15 protein-coding genes are annotated in these 18,161 nt (G+C 33.1%); 7 read left to right on the top strand and 8 right to left on the bottom strand.

Features of this window, described 5'->3' with window-relative positions:
- Nucleotides 1-22: 22 nt before the first annotated feature.
- From BK821_RS02630 to BK821_RS02620, 3 genes are all read right to left on the bottom strand, one after another.
- A complete protein-coding gene (locus BK821_RS02630; RefSeq protein ID WP_046838044.1) occupies nucleotides 23-1,378 on the bottom strand; it encodes a dihydrolipoyl dehydrogenase family protein in 1,356 nt (451 codons plus the stop codon).
- Nucleotides 1,379-1,401: 23 nt separating this feature from the next.
- Nucleotides 1,402-1,824 carry a MarR family winged helix-turn-helix transcriptional regulator gene (locus BK821_RS02625; RefSeq protein ID WP_046838053.1) on the bottom strand — a complete coding sequence of 141 codons (423 nt, stop codon included), beginning with the start codon at nucleotides 1,822-1,824 and terminating at the stop codon, nucleotides 1,402-1,404.
- A gap of 261 nt (nucleotides 1,825-2,085) precedes the next feature.
- Entirely contained in the window at nucleotides 2,086-2,661 is a 576-nt protein-coding gene (locus BK821_RS02620; protein WP_046838043.1) for a LysE family transporter, read from the bottom strand.
- Nucleotides 2,662-2,791: 130 nt separating this feature from the next.
- Here BK821_RS02620 and BK821_RS02615 point away from each other — a divergent pair, with 130 nt between their 5' ends.
- Complete coding sequence (locus BK821_RS02615) at nucleotides 2,792-3,340, top strand: helix-turn-helix domain-containing protein (protein ID WP_046838042.1); 549 nt, start codon at nucleotides 2,792-2,794, stop codon at nucleotides 3,338-3,340.
- Between the two features lie 501 nt (nucleotides 3,341-3,841).
- On the opposite strand, the gene BK821_RS02610 is transcribed toward BK821_RS02615, so the two are convergent.
- From BK821_RS02610 to BK821_RS02600, 3 genes are all read right to left on the bottom strand, one after another.
- A complete protein-coding gene (locus tag BK821_RS02610) occupies nucleotides 3,842-5,410 on the bottom strand; it encodes an alanine/glycine:cation symporter family protein (RefSeq protein ID WP_071331118.1) in 1,569 nt (522 codons plus the stop codon).
- Nucleotides 5,411-5,654: 244 nt separating this feature from the next.
- Nucleotides 5,655-6,071, bottom strand: coding sequence for a DUF2871 domain-containing protein (locus tag BK821_RS02605; RefSeq protein ID WP_046838040.1), 417 nt, complete (start codon nucleotides 6,069-6,071; stop codon nucleotides 5,655-5,657).
- 253 nt (nucleotides 6,072-6,324) lie between these two features.
- On the bottom strand, nucleotides 6,325-7,185 hold the full coding sequence (locus tag BK821_RS02600) for an oxidoreductase (protein WP_071331117.1): 861 nt from the start codon (nucleotides 7,183-7,185) through the stop codon (nucleotides 6,325-6,327).
- An 80-nt stretch (nucleotides 7,186-7,265) separates the two neighbouring features.
- Between BK821_RS02600 and panB the strand changes: the two genes are divergently transcribed.
- From panB to BK821_RS02570, 6 genes are all read left to right on the top strand, one after another.
- Nucleotides 7,266-8,084, top strand: a complete 819-nt coding sequence (gene panB / locus BK821_RS02595; RefSeq protein ID WP_071331116.1) for a 3-methyl-2-oxobutanoate hydroxymethyltransferase — start codon at nucleotides 7,266-7,268, stop codon at nucleotides 8,082-8,084.
- Nucleotides 8,081-8,929, top strand: a complete 849-nt coding sequence (panC, locus tag BK821_RS02590) for a pantoate--beta-alanine ligase (protein ID WP_046838037.1) — start codon at nucleotides 8,081-8,083, stop codon at nucleotides 8,927-8,929. Before panB ends, panC begins: the two co-directional genes overlap by 4 nt.
- 244 nt (nucleotides 8,930-9,173) lie before the next feature.
- The gene (gene mqo, locus BK821_RS02585; RefSeq protein ID WP_256201618.1) at nucleotides 9,174-10,682 is read left to right on the top strand and encodes a malate dehydrogenase (quinone); all 1,509 of its coding nucleotides are present in this window, start codon (nucleotides 9,174-9,176) and stop codon (nucleotides 10,680-10,682) included.
- A gap of 196 nt (nucleotides 10,683-10,878) precedes the next feature.
- Nucleotides 10,879-11,235, top strand: coding sequence for a hypothetical protein (locus BK821_RS02580; RefSeq protein WP_046838035.1), 357 nt, complete (start codon nucleotides 10,879-10,881; stop codon nucleotides 11,233-11,235).
- Between the two features lie 139 nt (nucleotides 11,236-11,374).
- The gene (gene exaC, locus BK821_RS02575; RefSeq protein WP_046838034.1) at nucleotides 11,375-12,895 is read left to right on the top strand and encodes an acetaldehyde dehydrogenase ExaC; all 1,521 of its coding nucleotides are present in this window, start codon (nucleotides 11,375-11,377) and stop codon (nucleotides 12,893-12,895) included.
- Nucleotides 12,896-13,254: 359 nt separating this feature from the next.
- A complete protein-coding gene (locus BK821_RS02570; RefSeq protein ID WP_071331115.1) occupies nucleotides 13,255-16,668 on the top strand; it encodes an Ig-like domain-containing protein in 3,414 nt (1,137 codons plus the stop codon).
- 111 nt (nucleotides 16,669-16,779) lie between these two features.
- Here BK821_RS02570 and BK821_RS02565 read toward each other — a convergent pair whose 3' ends face one another.
- Nucleotides 16,780-17,232, bottom strand: coding sequence for a hypothetical protein (locus tag BK821_RS02565; RefSeq protein WP_119596864.1), 453 nt, complete (start codon nucleotides 17,230-17,232; stop codon nucleotides 16,780-16,782).
- Nucleotides 17,233-17,237: 5 nt separating this feature from the next.
- The gene (locus BK821_RS02560; RefSeq protein WP_071331114.1) at nucleotides 17,238-18,041 is read right to left on the bottom strand and encodes a DUF3100 domain-containing protein; all 804 of its coding nucleotides are present in this window, start codon (nucleotides 18,039-18,041) and stop codon (nucleotides 17,238-17,240) included.
- Between the last annotated feature and the right edge of the window lie 120 nt (nucleotides 18,042-18,161).

Genomic DNA, 18,161 nt, shown 5'->3' with positions numbered 1-18,161 from the left:
ATTTGTTGATAGGGTTAATTGATTACATCATTTGTAACTTCAATAAATCTAGTACGCCACTTGAACTGCCAGGGAAAGCAAAAATCATTTGATTTAACTCTTGAGCAGTTATTTGTTTATTAATAATAAAAGTCATTAAATTAATTAAGTCTGGCGCATCATTGGCGTAAATTTCAACACCAACGAGTCGTTTTTGTTGGTCGAGTATAATATCCATTTCAGCGGTTACTTCATTTTTATATTCAAATAAAAGTTGTTGGCCAAAGGGAATCGTCTTAATCGTATAAGATGATTCTTTATCTTGTGCTTCTTCAACAGTCACACCAATTTGTGCAAGGCGTGGTAAAGAATATAATACAGAAGGGATAGCAGGATATGTGATAGGGTTAACTTCTGTACCTAAAATGTGACTAGCAATATAATTAGACTCAAATGTGGCTGTAGGTGTTAACTTAGGAATGGTTTTATCTAATACGTCGCCACTTGCATAAACATTTGGGATATTTGTTCTTAAATATTCATCAACTTGAATTCCACTGTGACTATATTCAATACCAACATGCTCTAAACCAATGCCTTCCACATTTGGAAGACGTCCAGTTGCATCAAGAATATAGTCTGTATTGATCACATCGCCATTATTGGTTTGAATAACCAAACCGTTATCTGTTTTATTAATTTCTTTAGGAGAAGTACTTAGATAAAATTGAACTCCTTCTTGTGATAATTTATTTATTAATTTAGTCACATGATTGCGATTAAATCCTCTTAGCGGTTCGTTTGAATGATGTATGACTTTAACTTCTGAACCATTTTTTACAGCAATAGATGCAAATTCAATACCAATAATACCTGCGCCAACAATAGTCATACGTTTAGGAAATTGCTCTAATGATAAGAAATCACGACTGTCATTAGTGAATGAAGATCCCACGATATCTAATTTATTACTGTGTTGTCCGGTAGCAAGTACAATATGATTTGAAGTGATATGGGTTTTATTAACAGATACAGTATGTGGGTCGACTAAAGTGCCGGCACCATGGAATACATCAATGCCATATTGTGTGAACATATGTTCTAAAGTATTTGATAATGGTGATATCACTTGGTGTTTATAGTTCATCAAATTAGACCAGTTTATAGATAATTGGTCTTGATTAATGATATTAGGGTAACTTTGGGCAGCTTCTAAAATTTCATATGGGCCTTCAAGTAAAATTTTTGCATTACATCCATAGTTTGTACAAGTGCCAGCGATTTTGTCTTTTTCAATAATTGCTACTTTTTTATTAGCTTGTTTCAGTGTGATGGCAGCATGCCAAGCTGCATGACCACTTCCGATAAATACGACGTCATAATTGTATGTTTCTGACATGTATAATTCCTCCTGTTTTTGTGTTAAGACACAATGTTTTTTAATGAAAGCTCTAATTTATCCATAATATCTTTAGCTTCTTGATATTCTTGTAAATTCATTTGTTCTGAGACACATTGAGATATAGCCTGATAAATATCATGTTGCTGAGATTTGCCTTTGTCAGTGAGCTTAATGAGTAGTTGTCTTTTATCGGATGCAATTTTTTTTCGTTCAATCCAACCAGCTGTCTCTAATCGTTTTAGTAATGGTGTGAGTGTATTGCTTTTGAGATTCAGTGATTGACCAATGTTATATAGTGTTTGATTATCTTGTTCCCACAATGAAACAAGTACTAAATATTGTGAATAAGTTAAACCAAAATCTGAAAGCACTTGCTCATAAAATTTAGTGAATAAGCGACTGACATTATAGACTGAGAAACACAGTTGATTGGTTAGTTTCATTGTTTCATCCAAATAAAGCACCTCCTGATATATATTAATCGTGCGCGATTGATTACATGTTAACGCCAGCTCAAATGAATTGCAAGCAATTAGTTTGGAGATTTATTATTTAGAGAAGTAGGATGCTTTCTTTAAAGCATGTAAGACTATCAATTATAAAATAAAAATACTAGGTGCTAAGAAAGGCTATCATGCAAGGAGAAAATAAACTTGATAGATATAAGTATGGTTTTATAGCTGAAATGTAGAAATCATGATGCTTTATTCGAAAATCATCATACATGCTAATATAACTAAACACGAAGCCATGGATATTTTATAGAACAAGTTATATTTGAGAATCCACTTTTTGAAACAAAGCCCCATCAATGCCCACGTAATTGCTCCAGATACACCTATTAAAGCAATAATAAGTGTATAAGAAATACTTATAAAAATTCCGGTAGTTTGTGATGTAATATATGTGATGATTGCAGTGATAACGTAAACAATCGTTTTAGGGTTCATATACTGAAGATATAAGCCATCTCTTAAACGATAACAATTATGATTGTGAGTATCACTTTGTTTGTGCGTAAACACAGAATATGCGAGATATAATAAGTAAATAAAACCGATGATTTTAATAATGGTAATGAACTTGTCAAAGTATGAAGCAACATATGTGCTAAATAGTAGACAAATTAATGATAGTGATAAGAAACCTAAACCGATACCGATTAAAAACCTTAGTGTACCTCTGATACCTAAACGTAGAGCACCGTCTAATGCTAATAAATTATTAGGACCGGGTGTATAACTCATGAAAAGTGTATAGATTATAAATGAAATGAACAAATTGCATTCTCCTTATCACATCCTGTATCATGGATATATATTAGATTGATTTCCAGTATATAGGAAATTCCCTTTAAAAGGATTTTATATCCGCTATACTGGAAAGTCAATAAAAAAAGGAGTCATAATTGTGGAGTTCCATAAAATAGTAGCTAAAAATATTTATTTATACAGAAAGAAAAATAAAATTAGTTTGGAACAATTATCTAAACTCACGGGTGTGAGCACTTCGTCATTAAACGAGATTGAAAAAGGCAATACAATTCCATCAATTAATACAGTATGGAAAATTAGTAACGGTTTGAAGTTGTCATTTAGTAGTTTAATGAATGAAGCAGAGTCAGATTATACTCAAGTAAATAAAGAAGATATTGTACCTGTAACAGAAGACGAAGGGAAATATCGTGTATATCCATATTTTCCATTTGAAAAGAGCAAGTCTTTTGAATTCTTTTATGTAGAACTTGATCCAGGTGCAAAGTTAGATTCTGAACCACATTTATCCGGTTCAGAAGAATCTATTATAGTAATCAAAGGACAATTGGAAATGCACTTAGAAAGTAATGTACTGAATTTAAATAAAAGAGACGCTTTAAGATTTAAGTCAGATGTAAAGCATAGCTATATTAATAATGGCGATGATGTTACAGTCATTTCTATGGTCATAGACTATCAATAAAATGATATATAAATTAAAGTATTAATTCATGAATAGGTGTATATGGTAGTGTATTTGAAATGTAGTTGATACAAAGGAGAAATCATATGATTGCTAGACTATAGATTTAAATCTACTTTTAGATATCTACGTTTGTGACATATAGTTAGGATTTTATCTTGAAAAAGTACATTATACTTTTAATAGAAGGCGTACTTTTCATTAGCTACTGATGCTTTTGTTATGGACATATTTCAAAGAATGAAAAGGTTATTTGTTTGTTTTTGAACAATATTACAACGAAGGTGTGTGCGGTTTGTCTGACTCAAGAAGGAAAGATGTCTAAAAATTACAATATTATTGTAGTTGGAACGAATAAATTAATACACTGATATTGATATTTTCACATGGCAAAGTTTAACTCCTAAATTTAAAGAGATGTATATAAGCATAAGCAGTCATAAAATTATGACTGCTTTAATTCATATATCTTATAATCAATGCAAAATAAAATGAGTATAATTAATCATGTTTATCCATGGCGTCATCATTTTTGGCTCGATCAAACCAAAAATGTGCATTAGGTGCTTCTTGTTGTGTCGGTCTGAAAACAGCAAGCTTCCCAGAACCTTTTGCTTTCTTTTGTTGTTCAAAATCTTTTAAAGCATGGAATGCAGGTTTACAAAGTATCCAAATGGCGACGATATTTAACCATGCCATCATACCGACACCTAAATCACCCATTGCCCAAGCAGCATCAGCAGTCTTAAGTGTTCCATATGCAGTGGCAAAAATTAATATTAATCGTGTTATAGTGATAAAAATATTGGATTTTTTGGCACTCATCTTTCGTGTGAGATAAGCAGTATTCGTTTCTGTAATATAGGAATATGCCAAAATAGTTGTAAATGCAAAGAAAAATAGTGCAATAGCGATAAAGTAAGAACCAAAACCAGCGAAATTAGGATCGAAATGATAATCGCCTCCTTGAAATGCTTTATCGATACCAGATTGGACATACATTGCTGTGCCAGAAGGGTCTTTAGAACCATCTGCATTTAATACATAAACCCCATTATCTTCAACTAAATTCGGTTTTCCATTTGCATTTTCCGTGCCATCTGTTGTATTGAAAGTTCCTGAAATCAAGATGATTAATGCAGTTGCTGTACAGACAAAAAGTGTATCTATATAAGCAGAAAATGCTTGTACCAGTCCTTGTTTAGCAGGATGAGATACTTCGGCAGCTGAAGCAGCATGTGGACCAGTACCTTGACCCGCTTCATTAGAATAAAGTCCTCGCTTTACCCCAATTTCTATCATGGCGCCAATAATTCCACCGAAAGTAGAGTGTAAACCAAATGCCGATTTAAAGATAAGTGTTAGGAGTTCAGGCACTTGGCTAATATTTAAACAAATTACAATAGCGGCTAAAAGTATATAAACAATAGCCATAAAAGGAACGATAGCAGTTGCCATACTCGCAATTCGTTTAATACCACCAAATATAATAAGTGACAGTAATACTACAAGAAATATAGTAACTATCCATTTAGGAATGTTAAAAGCACTATGTAAAGAAGTAGCAATAGCGTTGGATTGTACGCCAGGCATTAATAAACCTATTGAGATAATTGTAATGACTGCAAAAATTAGAGCGAATATTTTACCAAATTTTCCGCCTATACCATTTTCGATATAATAAGCTGGTCCACCTCTATACTCGCCATTTTCTTTTTGTTTGTATATTTGACCTAAAGTTGATTCTACAAAAGCTGTACTCGCGCCTAATAAAGCAGTAACCCACATCCAGAATACTGCGCCAGGGCCACCAATAAATATTGCAGCTGAAACGCCCACGATATTACCGGTTCCTACTCTTCCAGCTAAAGATAATGAAATAGCTTGAAAACTAGAAATACCTTGAGGAGATTTCTCGCCTTTAAATAAAAGACGAATCATTTCTTTGAACTGTCTAACTTGTGCAAAACGTGTAACAATTGAAAATAATAGTCCAGTAATTAATAACCCAAATACTAATGGTGGGCTCCATACAATCTTATCTAACGTATCAATAATTTCTGTAAGCAAAATAACTCTCCTAACTTAAGATGAATGAACATCACAAAATGTAAGCGCTTGCTAGCCATTTTACACTTTTGAAAATTGTTAGCAAGAGTGTCAATTAATTCGTTAACAGTTTAATGAATTAAATTATTGAATGAATAGTTAATATGTTTAGTATTTTTATTTATAAAAAAAGAACAAAGTGAGTTTGGTGTTAAAACCTTAATCGCCCACTTCGTTCTAATTATTTTGTAACTTTTATATTATGTTACTTTGTTGTGTGTATATTGATACGTTTATTCAATAGAATAAAGAACAATACGAAAGCCACTGTTAGAAAAATATGGCCTAAACCAGCGATTCCAGCAATTGCAGGACTGACGCTGAAATCTTTAATTGTAGCTATACCATTTACGAATTGCATAGCTACTGTTACTAGAACACCTAAGTGAAAAATATAGAAAAAACTATTAAATAGTTTACTATGTTTAGTTAATTTAAGTTGGTACTCAATCATCATAAATATCAAGAACATTATTGTACCTAATACCAATAGGTGCGTGTGTGTTATGTTTAATTGTGAATAACCACTAAAATTTTCTCCTTTCGCCATTTCACGATAAAATAAGCCGCTGAGTAATCCTAATAACGTATAAAATGCAGAGCTGTACATTAATTTTTTCATTTTATTCGACCTCCAATTTCTTAATACTGGAAATATACATTACTTTTGTGAACTGTTTATGAACTGTTTAAAAGTACATAAAGCTTCACTATATACCAGTAATATCGAAGGCCAACTGTACGACTGAAAATAATTTTTGATTATTAAATAAAAGTGGATATGAGTATTCAAATGATTGAAAAGCAATTTAGAAATGCTGTAAATAGTGTGTCATAATGAGTTGTTAACGTCTTAACATATCATGACTGACAACTTAATATTTTTGTTGTGCTAACAATAATGGATAAACGGTATCTAACACAGGTGTAAATAATTTATGAGTTCTAGCTTTATTAAATAAAAAGCCTTGAATACCTTCAATTTCTAATGGTTTGTTCGAGATAATATCATAATACATACTCGTACCCATTTCATTAGGATAGCCGTTATATATAGACATAATATCTTGTATGACATCTTTATTGAAATTTACATTTTCCGCCTGGGCGATGCTAACACCTTCTGTCAATAATTGCTGACATAACGTTTTTATGCCAGGTGTTTGGAGTACGATTGCAGTTTGTCTCGTAAGTGCAGTGACGGTATTTATAGCTAAATTAACTAACAGTTTGTACCATATCGCTTGATTGATATCACTTGTAAGTTCAATGTTTAAATCAGTATTTGTGGCCATTTTTTTTATTAACCGTGTTTGAGGCGCGTCTTGTAAAACGAGCTTGTGGTCTCGATAATGTGTTACAGTAGCCCCATTTTTTTGACCACTAATATAGACAACGGCTTGAAAGACATTGGAATATTGAAGACGGGATAATTGGCCATAGCCATTTTGTGCTAAAATAATTATCGTTTGATCATGGATGAGATCATCTATTTTTGGTAGTATCGATTCAAGTTGGGGTATTTTAACTGCAATGATTAATACGTCAATCTTGCAGTAGCTTGCTTTTAAAGATGATACTGTTAATGTGTATGGATGTTTTGTATTACCATTGGCATAGTATGTCAGGTCATAATCTTGTCGTCCAAGTAATAGTAAGGATTTGTATTTAGGGTAAAGGTCGAAAGCGATTGTGCTACCAACTGCTCCAGGTCCAATGATTGCAATATTATTCATATTTTTATTTCCTTTTCTATATAGATTCGTTAAGATATTGATAATATTATAAATATAACAAATTGTGAGGTAGATTTTAATTGAAAACGTTAAACCAATTAATGACAATGAAACAAAATAATGAAAAGATTTCTATGATTACTGCCTATGATTTTCCGAGTGCAAAGCAAGCAGAAGCAGCGCAAATAGACACGATATTAGTTGGAGATTCTTTAGGAATGACAGTGCTAGGTTATGAAAGCACTGTTCAAGTGACGATTGAAGATATGATTCACCATGCTAAGGCTGTAAGACGTGGTGCGCCAAATACATATGTGATTGTAGACGTTCCTTTTGGTGCTGTGGGTCTAAATGAGCAGTATGATTTAGAACTAGCAGTGAAATTATACCGAGATACGCAGGCAAACGCGCTTAAGGCAGAAGGTGCACATTTAACGCAATACATTAAAAACTGTAGAAATATGGGCATTCCAATTGTGTCACATCTTGGACTGACACCACAAAGTGTGGGTATCACTGGATATAAAATGCAAGCAAGTACGAAAGCAGCGGCACAGCAACTTGTTAATGACGCATTGGCTGTTCAACAAGCAGGTGCATCTATGATTGTTCTAGAGGCAGTACCTAGTGATTTAGCGCAGGACATCACACTTAAACTGGATGTCCCAGTTATAGGTATTGGTGCTGGGAATAGCACAGATGGTCAAGTATTGGTATATCATGATGTACTAAACTATGGGGTAGAACATCAAGCGAAATTTGTAAAACAATATGGCGACTTTTCCGTTGGAACAGAAGCATTAGCGAAATATAATGAAGAAGTCAAAGCACAACAATTTCCAGATGCGGCACATACATATAAGAAGCAAGTGTTAGAAGCAGGTGAAGAGTCAGAATGACAAGTTTAGTTACCACTATAGAAGAAATGAATCAGATTTCACGACAATGCGCTGAAGACAAAAAACGCATTGGTTTTGTACCAACAATGGGGGCTTTACACGAAGGACATTTAAAAATGATGAAACAGTCAGTTGGAGAAAATGATGTGACAGTCATTAGTGTGTTTGTTAATCCGTTACAGTTTGGTCCTAATGAAGATTTAGCAGCATATCCTCGTGACATTCAAACCGATATGGCTAAAGCCGAAACAGTTGGAGTAGATTATATTTTTTATCCGAATGAACAAGAAATGTACCCACAACGGCCTACTATTGAAATTAAAGCAGGACGTCTGGCATCAGTCTTAGAAGGTGAACAACGTCCCGGACATTTTGATGGAGTAGTAACTGTAGTTAATAAATTATTTAATATCGTCAAACCACAACAAGCATATTTTGGTAAGAAAGATGCGCAACAATTAGCAATAGTAGAGAAGTTGGTAGAAGATTTTAATCATCCTATAAAAATTGTAGGTATTGATACTGTTCGTGAATCTGATGGTTTAGCGAAAAGTTCACGTAATGTCTATTTATCTGAAGCAGAGAGAATCGAAGCACCGCATCTTTACCAAAGCCTAAAATTAGCCCAAAGACTATATAATCAAGGCGAACGTAATAGTGCGACATTAATAGCGGAAGCACAAAACTATATTGAACAACATACAAGTGGTGTCGTAGAAACTGTAGCTGTATATAGTTATCCAGAACTAGTAGAACAATCCAAAATCAGCGGAAGTATTTTTATTTCTTTAGCCGTCAAATTTAGCCAAGCACGTTTGATTGACAATATTATTATTGAATCATGATACACTTAAAACTTTTATACTAATAGGCATATAATCATAAAAAGTAAGCGTTATCTTAATATACATTTTACATTTTATGAGTGTTGATTTATTATAGGTTATGAGAGATATTTATCGATAAAACTAGTATAGAATAATTCGAATAGTACAAAGGTGTGCCTAAAATAAATCATTAAAGTGATTTGTTTTTTGTTGTATCTTAGAAAAACTATTCAGTATTTTATATGATTTATTCAAAAAAGTGATTATGAAAGGTGGTAAAAAAATGAGTGAATCAAACTCAAAAGACGTCATTTTAATTGGCGCGGGTGTTTTAAGTACAACATTCGGCTCATTTTTAAAAGATCTTGCACCAGATTGGAATATTAAACTTTTTGAAAGACTTGAAAAGCCTGCAATTGAAAGTTCAAATGAGCGTCACAATGCCGGTACTGGACATGCTGCATTATGTGAATTGAACTATACAGTTGAGCAAAAAGATGGTTCTATCGATATTGAAAAAGCAAAAGAGATTAACGAACAATTCGAAATTTCTAAACAATTTTGGTCATACTTAGTAAAAAGTAAACAAATCCAAAATCCACAAGAATTTATTAGACCTTTACCGCATATTAGTTTTGTGCAAGGGGAAAAAAATGTAAATTTCTTGAAAAGACGTTTTGAAGCACTGTCTCCATTATCAATGTTCAAAGGTATAGAATATACTGAAGATCATAATAAGTTAAAAGAATGGATGCCATTAGTAATGGAAGGCCGAGATCCAAATGAAAAAGTTGCTGCTAGTAAAATTGATGAAGGTACAGATGTTAACTTTGGAGAGCTTACTAGAAAAATGGCTAAAAATCTAAATGAACATGATAATGCAGAGCTCTTCTATAAACATGAAGTACAGGATTTTAACCGTCGTAAAGATGGTAAATGGGAAGTTAAGGTTAAAGATCTTAACACGAATAAAGTAGAACATCACATTACGGATTATTTATTTATTGGCGCAGGTGGCGCAGCAATACCATTATTACAAAAAACTGGTATCCCAGAGAGCAAACATTTAGGTGGCTTCCCGATAACAGGAGAATTCTTAGTATGTAATAACCCTGAAGTCGTAGCCAAACATGAAGTTAAAGCTTATGGAAAAGAACCAGAAGGTACACCGCCAATGACTGTACCGCATTTAGATAGACGTTATATTCAAGATGAAAACTCACTGTTATTCGGACCATTTGCAGCAATTGGACCTAAATTCTTAAAAAATGGTTCTAACTTAGATTTATTTAAGTCTATTAATACGAGTAACGTGGTTACTATGTTATCATCAGCAGTTAAGAACTTCCCGTTAATTAAATATTCTATTCAAGAAGTTTTGGCTAAGAAAGCAGATAGAATGAAAGAGTTACGTCGATTTGTACCTGATGCAAAAGATGAAGATTGGGATATTATGCAAGCTGGTAAACGCGTTCAAGTTATTAAAGATACGAAAGAACATGGCAGAGGCTTTATCCAATTTGGTACAGAAGTAGTTAATTCAAAAGACCACTCAGTTATTGCATTGTTAGGTGAGTCTCCAGGAGCTTCTACATCAGTTTCCGTAGCATTAGAAGTCATAGAGAAAAACTTCTCAGAATATATTAATGAATGGGAACCTAAAATCCAAGAAATGATTCCATCTTATGGCAAATCGTTAATTGAGGATTATGCATTGCTAAAAGAAGTACGTCAAGCAAGTGATAACGAGTTACAACTAAATAATATATAATCAAAAACTCCTTGAGCCTCATTGGTTTCAAGGGGTTTTTTGTATGGGAATGATTAAATAGAATAAATAAGTATTAATTTATACATAAGATAAGATGTGAAATAAAAATATAATTCACAAAATATTTTGACAAATGTACATGTTATGAGTAATAATAAACTAAAGTAGACAAAAAGTACTCAGGGGTTGTTACAAATTGAAATATCGTATTAGTTTATTATTCGCTTCAGCTATTTTAATCACCTTAACTTTATTATTAACAGCACATTATTCTATTGGACCGAATGCTATTAGCTTTAATGAGCCTTATGAATTAATGATAAATATTGCATTTACGTTATTATTATTTTTGCCAGCCTTAATATTAGGCGTATTTAAATATACAGCAACAGGTATATTATCTGGTATATGGCAATTATGTTTCGCCTTCATTTTTATAATGGGTGGATTAGTACTTACTTTTATATCACCAATTATTCTATTGTTATTCATGCTATTTTTGACTGGAATCATATTGGTTATCAGTTCTATCGTCTCAATGACCACACGTTGATTTACTTTTATACATAGCTTTATTAGGCTATTATGTCTCAATTTATATGAGGGACATGATAGTCTTTTTTGTAGATTTTAAGGTAAGCGCTTACTATAAGGGCGTCAAGGGTATAGAAGTGAATAAAGGGGGCTATACTATGATATTTACTAATCCAAATGAAAAAGATGCAAAGTATAAAGTTAAATCACAATATGCCAATTTTATTGGAGGTCAATGGACAGAACCTCAAGAGGGCAATTATTTTGATAATATTTCGCCAATTACAGGAGAAGCATATGCCAAGATTCCAAGGTCTACAAAAAAGGATGTAGATTTAGCAGTTGTAGCAGCACGTAAAGCACAAGAAGACTGGGGGAAAAAATCTCCAGCCGAAAGATCACAATTACTACTTAATATTGCTGATAGAGTAGAAGAAAATTTAGAATATTTAGCAGTGATAGAAACATTTGATAATGGAAAGCCTGTTAGAGAAACGCTTACCGCAGATTTACCATTAGTCGTGGATCATTTTAGATATTTTGCAGGGGTGATACGTGCAGAAGAAGGTGGTATTTCCCAAATCGATAACGATACAGTCGCTTATCATTATAAAGAGCCACTCGGCGTTGTAGGACAAATTATACCGTGGAATTTCCCGCTACTTATGGCAACGTGGAAGATAGCTCCAGCGTTAGTTACAGGTAATACAGTTGTACTTAAGCCAGCAGAACAAACACCAGTATCTATTTTGCATTTTATTGAGTTGATAGAAGATTTATTACCAGCAGGTGTATTAAATGTAGTAAATGGATTTGGTGCAGAAACGGGAGAAGCACTTGCGACGCATAATGATATTAATAAAGTAGCGTTCACAGGAGAAACTACAACCGGAAAAATTATTATGAAAAATGCTAGTGATCGTGTTATTCCGGTGACGTTAGAACTTGGTGGCAAATCACCAAACGTCTTTTTTAAAGATATTATGGATGAAAAAGATGAATTTTTAGACAAAGCGGTTGAAGGCTTAGTGATGTTTGCATTGAACCAAGGTGAAGTGTGTACTTGTCCTTCAAGAGCACTCATACATGAGGATATATATGAATCATTTATTGATTTATGTATAGATAAAGTTAAAAAAATTAAACTTGGAAATCCTTTAGATGATACTACGATGGTAGGCGCACAAACTTCAAATGAGCAACAAGAAAAGATAGAGAGATACTTAAATATCGGAAAATCAGAAGGCGCAGAACTACTCGTCGGTGGAAACACTAGAAAAGAAAGTAATGATTTAGAAAACGGATTTTATATTGAGCCAACCATATTTAAAGGAACTCAAGATATGAGAATATTCCAAGAAGAAATATTTGGACCTGTGCTTTCAGTCGCAACATTTAAAGATGATGATGAAGCAGTAAAAATGGCCAATGACACAATGTATGGATTAGGCGCAGGTATTTGGACACGAAATCAAAATACAGCATATCGTGCGGGTAGAGGTATTCAAGCTGGACGAGTGTGGGTTAATAATTACCATACTTATCCGGCGCATGCAGCATTCGGTGGTTATAAAATGAGTGGTATTGGTCGAGAAAACCATTTAATGATGCTAGATCATTATCAACAAACAAAAAACTTGCTTGTCAGTTATGATACGAAACCAACGGGATTATTTTAATAAATAAAATAATCCAATAATAATAAAATCCCTTCCAAAAGTTTACCTTTGGAAGGGATTTTTTAAGCGAAACGCCTTTGAATATTAGAGTACTAACAATTTCATATCAAAATTAATTTGTTCTATTAGTATTGAAATTAAATCCGTACAATTAAAAATATTATTAAGCACGATAAAGCCCACTGTTGAAAAACAATGGGTTTTTAATGTTTTTAGCTATATAAAAAATCCTAAGTATTATACAAGAGTATCATATAATTAAAAGTTAAAAACTTTTCGAAATTACTTAAAAAAATTATCGTATTGTTCTATCATATAAAATGTAATTATTTTCAAATTATACAATGTGGAGGAAACTAATGAATAATAATTGTAATTTTATGTCGAGTCATTTGAATAAGTATTCGATAAGAAAGCTTACAGTTGGTACAGCATCACTACTTATAGGTGCAACATTAGTATTTGGATTAAATAAAGAGGCAAAAGCAGATGAAATAGAAAAAAATCAATTTGCTCAAAGCTCTGAATATTCAAATGAAAATTCTGAAACGCTTAAAGAAAATGATGAAGCTTCAACAGTTAATGAAGAACACATTGATAGCGACGCAACTTCAGAGAATCAACCAACTAACAATGTAGAAATGAAAAAGGCTAACTTATCGCAAATAACTTCAGAAAGCCAAAATACAGAGAATATAAATGCAGAGGAGGAGGTTGATAATGTTCAACTCCCTTCTAAAGAGAAAGATATTATTTCAAATACCGATGATACAACAGAAGGCGTAAAAGAAGATATAAGAGATGAACTAGATAAACCCAATACATCTAAAACCTCAAAAGATGACTTTAATAAACAAAGCACTGTACATACAAAATCATCTGAATATAAACATAATGTTGAGAGTGAAAATGCTAAGGATAAAATAATAGATGTACAAACATCTCAAAACGCACCATCAATGACAAAAGCATATTTGCAAAGTTCTAAGGAACCAATAGGTAAGAAGGAAAATAGAAAGACACTCCGACAAACGCGATCCACGCAACTAACTGCCATGCCAAAGGCTAGGCGCAACTTCAAAACATCACCTAACATTTCGACAAGAGAGGCTACTGAGGATAATTCATTGGAAACATTGCCTTACTCAGATAACTATACGTTTCAGTCACTTATTTTTGATCCAGAAAATTTAACAGAAAAAAAAGTTTTGAAAAGTAAAGTCATTCCTTTTAAAATACATAGCTACTTAACAGGAGCTAATTCAGGGGATAGGTATAAAATTAATTTACAACTAGATCCTTTTATAGCTGACCACGTCAAAAGTATTACAATTAAACCAGCAAATAGGGAAAATATTGTTGCATTTAATCGTGTCATCAATAATGTAGGTAAGAAGACTAATATTTGGCAAATAAATTATATTAGAGCAAATGGAGGATTATTTGGTGGAGCAGAAATTCTCAGCCAATACACTGCTGAAGGAGGAAGAATAGAATTAGATGACACAGTAGAAAATGTTTTAGCGAAAGTTGAAAATTTAGATAACGATAAAATGAATTATTTAATTTACGTGAAAGATTCATTGGAAAATAAAAAAATCAGAACTTCTGAGAGTAGTGGTTATTTTTTAACGTTGTCTGAAACAACTTATAATAATTTAAAACATTCGAAATCTGTTGCTGCTAATAGTGCATTTAAAGCAAGCAGTGGTTCGGTACAATACGATCCATCAATTGGTGGATTTGGTGGTCTTGTGGCAGATCAGCAAATAATGAAAAATGGGATATTTAATTATGGCGGTCCTTTACTAGATTTAGGTTTAAATAAGCAATGGACATATAATTATAAAATTGATCCAGAACTTTTACCATTTATTGAATCATTAGAGTTACATAGATATGATTTTGAAGGTGTATCAGGATTTGATAAAAAATATTATGAAAATAACAAAGTTGCTAACCTTACAGTAGATTCACAAGGTCATGGATCTATATCTGCTGAAAATTTAAATACACTTATAGAATTTAATAATGCATTACCAGAAACAGTTGGTATAAGAATAGTGGCTAAATTTAATCAAAGTCCAAATAACATATTAACTAGAGAGTCAGGTTTTGATGACCAAGATGGAAATTTAATAGGGCAAACATCCAAAATCAAAGAAGATTTTACTTTTTACGGATATTTGACTGATAGAGATGGTGGTATGATTGACAATACTTTTGGAACATCATCTTACTATATTCAAGATATTGATCAAGATGGGCTTACAGATAATTTTGAAATACATCAATCACTTTCAGATCCTATGAATCAAGATACGGATAATGATGGTAAAAAAGATGGGGAAGAATATTTAATCCATAAAACATCACCATTAGTAGGAAGACCTATTGTTTCAGACATAACTACAGATGAAACAGTTGTCTCAGGAAATGTATACCTTGCACCAAATGCAGTAGGACAAATAGCAAAAGTATTGAATGAAAAAGGTGAAGAAATAGGTAGAAATAACGTGGAACCTAATGGAGATTTTACGATAGATATAGCTAATGCATCGGCTGGGAAATATACTATTGCTATTGAATCACCTCATTATGACAATGATGAAATCAGTGAATTTAATATTATTGATATGCATGAAATATTAAAACCGACACTGGATCCTATTACGGATGCAGATAAAGAGATAACAATTCATGGTATAGAAGGGGCAACGGTTACTTTACAAGATGATAATGGAAATATTATAGGTAGTGCTAAAATTGAGAAAGGAAAAAATGATGTCTCAATAAAATTGATAAAACCACTAGCTGCTGGAACAATCGTAACAGCTCTAGCAGAAAAAGATGGAACAGAAAGTTACCCATCAGATTTAATTATAGTTTCAGATGGAACCCCTCCGACAGCACCAACGGTGAATCAAGTGACAAGTGAAGATACTGAAATTCGTGGGACAGTGGAAGCAGGATCCACGGTCAAAGTAATACTGCCAAGTGGAGTAGAGCTGATAACAGAAGCAGACGACGAAGGAAATTATATTGTCGATTTACCGGAGAATGAGAAATATGAAGGCGGAGAAGTATTACAAGTAACAGCGGTTGACGCATCAGGAAACGAATCCGAAGTGGTAGAAGTTGTGATAGAAGATAAGACAGCACCGACAGCACCAACGGTGAATCAAGTGACAAGTGAAGATCCTGAAATTCATGGAACAGCAGAGCCAGGATCCACAGTAATAATCGTATTACCAAATGAAAAAGAAATAAAACACGTAGTTGATAATAATGGTCACTTTGTGATTACTTTACCTAAAGATGGCCATCTTCATGCTGGTGATATTATAATGATACAAGCTATAGACAAAAATGGTAATGCTTCTGAACATGTGAATATAATTGTAAAAACGGCACAAACAGCTATTTCAAATCAAGCAGACGAGCCGCATAAGACTAAACAAATAAACCATTTAATAGATGAAACGAAAAATAATACTATTGATGTGCCAGACCAATTGGTTAAAGTGAAAGATAAAGATGCAATAAAAAATAATATAATGTCACTGAGCAAGCAAAATTTAGAGCGGATGAATCAAGACAATGCCGCGCTTAATTCAAGTAATAGAAAAGAATCAATACAACGAAATAAGCAATTGCCTAAAACTGGTATTAATTATGAGACACACAGTATGTTATTGAGTAGTTTGTTCGTTACAATAGGAACGCTATTGTTACTTGGAAAACGTCGTAAAAAAACATCCTCAGATCAATAATATGTATCATTTATATTTTAAATTAGTAAAGTAAGTATCAAAAAATGCCCCTACTAAGAAGTAGGGGCATTTTGGGTTTAAGAAAATGATGTCTAGCCAATAAAATAAGATTTATACTATGCCTTGAAGGCGTAATACAATTTCTGAGACTACAGCAGAACCTACGTAGGTGCTAATAAGTATAACGATTCCTACTACTACTGTTTTCCACCCTAATTTTGCGAAATCTGTCCAAGAATTCCCGATAGATACACCAGCATAGGCTACTACAGGGGTAGCTAATGAAAGTAAGTCAACTTTTTCAGTCCATTCAATGATATGCATTGAACCGGGGACGCCTGGAATGGTTAATATTAAACCAAGAATACCGATATACGCAATGCTAGGAATATTGAACGGTATAATATTGCAAAGTATTAAACCAATTAAAGCTATTACCATAAGCACGATTATGCCTGGAAGTGCGTTGAAAGGTAGCGTGCCATAGCCAATCCAATTACTCATAAGTGAAATAAAACCTACAACGATTAATGTGAGAATCCAATTTGAAATTTTAGCCGACACTTTAATCACTCCTTGCTTTTGCTGAATTTATTTTTAACTTTCATAATGAAACTGTAGTATTTACGTGTTAGTGGTAGTGCTATCAACATACCTATGTAAAGTCCTGTTACGGAAGTTAACAAATTACTAACGCCTGAAAATGCGGTTATAGTACTCGTCTGATTGGGATACATTTCAACTAGTGGACCCAATGCTGCTGCTGTCATTACACCACTCCCAACTCCAGTAGCCATCGCATAAGCAATAGGACTTAACGGTAAAATAGATATGATAAGTCCAGAAAAAATACTAAAAAATATAGCGCCAAATATGGTGCCGAAAATATACATAGACATTACACCGCGCCATTCGGGGGAAGCGATCCCAAATTTTTCAGTAATCAGTGCTAAGTTTGGCTCACGGCCAATAGAATGAGTCATACCAATGGATTCTCGTCGAAGACCAAGTAGTATCGCTAAAGGTAATGAGAGAATAATGGTTCCTAAATTACCTAACTCTTGTAATATAAGAGCGGGGCCAGCAGCAATAATTTTGGGTAATGCAGGACCGGCTTCAACACCAAATTTTGCAATGAGTAAAGCAACTGATATGAAAACCATAGATTCAGAATTTTTAGCTTGCTTTTGCTTAATAATTGGCGTGAAGTAAACAGCTAACCCTAGTAATACAGCGTAGACTACCGGTAACAAGAGGATTGAAGTCATACCTAAAGGAATCTTGTGTGCGCCAATAACTTCCGAAATAATCATTATCAACAACACAATACCGTGTAACCTCCAGTCTTTCCATAGTGTATTTGAATGTTCCATTTCAAAGCCTCCTCAATTTTAATTTAAAGAATATTCTGACATTAATGTTATCTATTCTATACTTCTGTTTTTAAAAATGAAAGAGCATATAGTATATTTTAAGTATTTAAATTGTTAAAA

Source organism: Staphylococcus sp. LCT-H4 (assembly GCF_001866145.1).
GTDB lineage: Bacteria > Bacillota > Bacilli > Staphylococcales > Staphylococcaceae > Staphylococcus > Staphylococcus succinus.
Note: the sequence above shows the minus strand (reverse complement) of the source record. Positions and strands in the feature narration are given on the sequence as shown.

Excerpts from the sequence above, each read along its gene's own strand:
- exaC (WP_046838034.1), top strand. The coding sequence starts at position 11,375 with ATGATATTTACTAATCCAAATGAAAAAGATGCAAAGTATAAAGTTAAA.
- BK821_RS02625 (WP_046838053.1), bottom strand. The coding sequence starts at position 1,824 with ATGAAACTAACCAATCAACTGTGTTTCTCAGTCTATAATGTCAGTCGC.
- panC (WP_046838037.1), top strand. The coding sequence starts at position 8,081 with ATGACAAGTTTAGTTACCACTATAGAAGAAATGAATCAGATTTCACGA.
- BK821_RS02605 (WP_046838040.1), bottom strand. The coding sequence starts at position 6,071 with ATGAAAAAATTAATGTACAGCTCTGCATTTTATACGTTATTAGGATTA.
- BK821_RS02560 (WP_071331114.1), bottom strand. The coding sequence starts at position 18,041 with ATGGAACATTCAAATACACTATGGAAAGACTGGAGGTTACACGGTATT.
- BK821_RS02630 (WP_046838044.1), bottom strand. The coding sequence starts at position 1,378 with ATGTCAGAAACATACAATTATGACGTCGTATTTATCGGAAGTGGTCAT.
- BK821_RS02570 (WP_071331115.1), top strand. The coding sequence starts at position 13,255 with ATGAATAATAATTGTAATTTTATGTCGAGTCATTTGAATAAGTATTCG.
- BK821_RS02600 (WP_071331117.1), bottom strand. The coding sequence starts at position 7,185 with ATGAATAATATTGCAATCATTGGACCTGGAGCAGTTGGTAGCACAATC.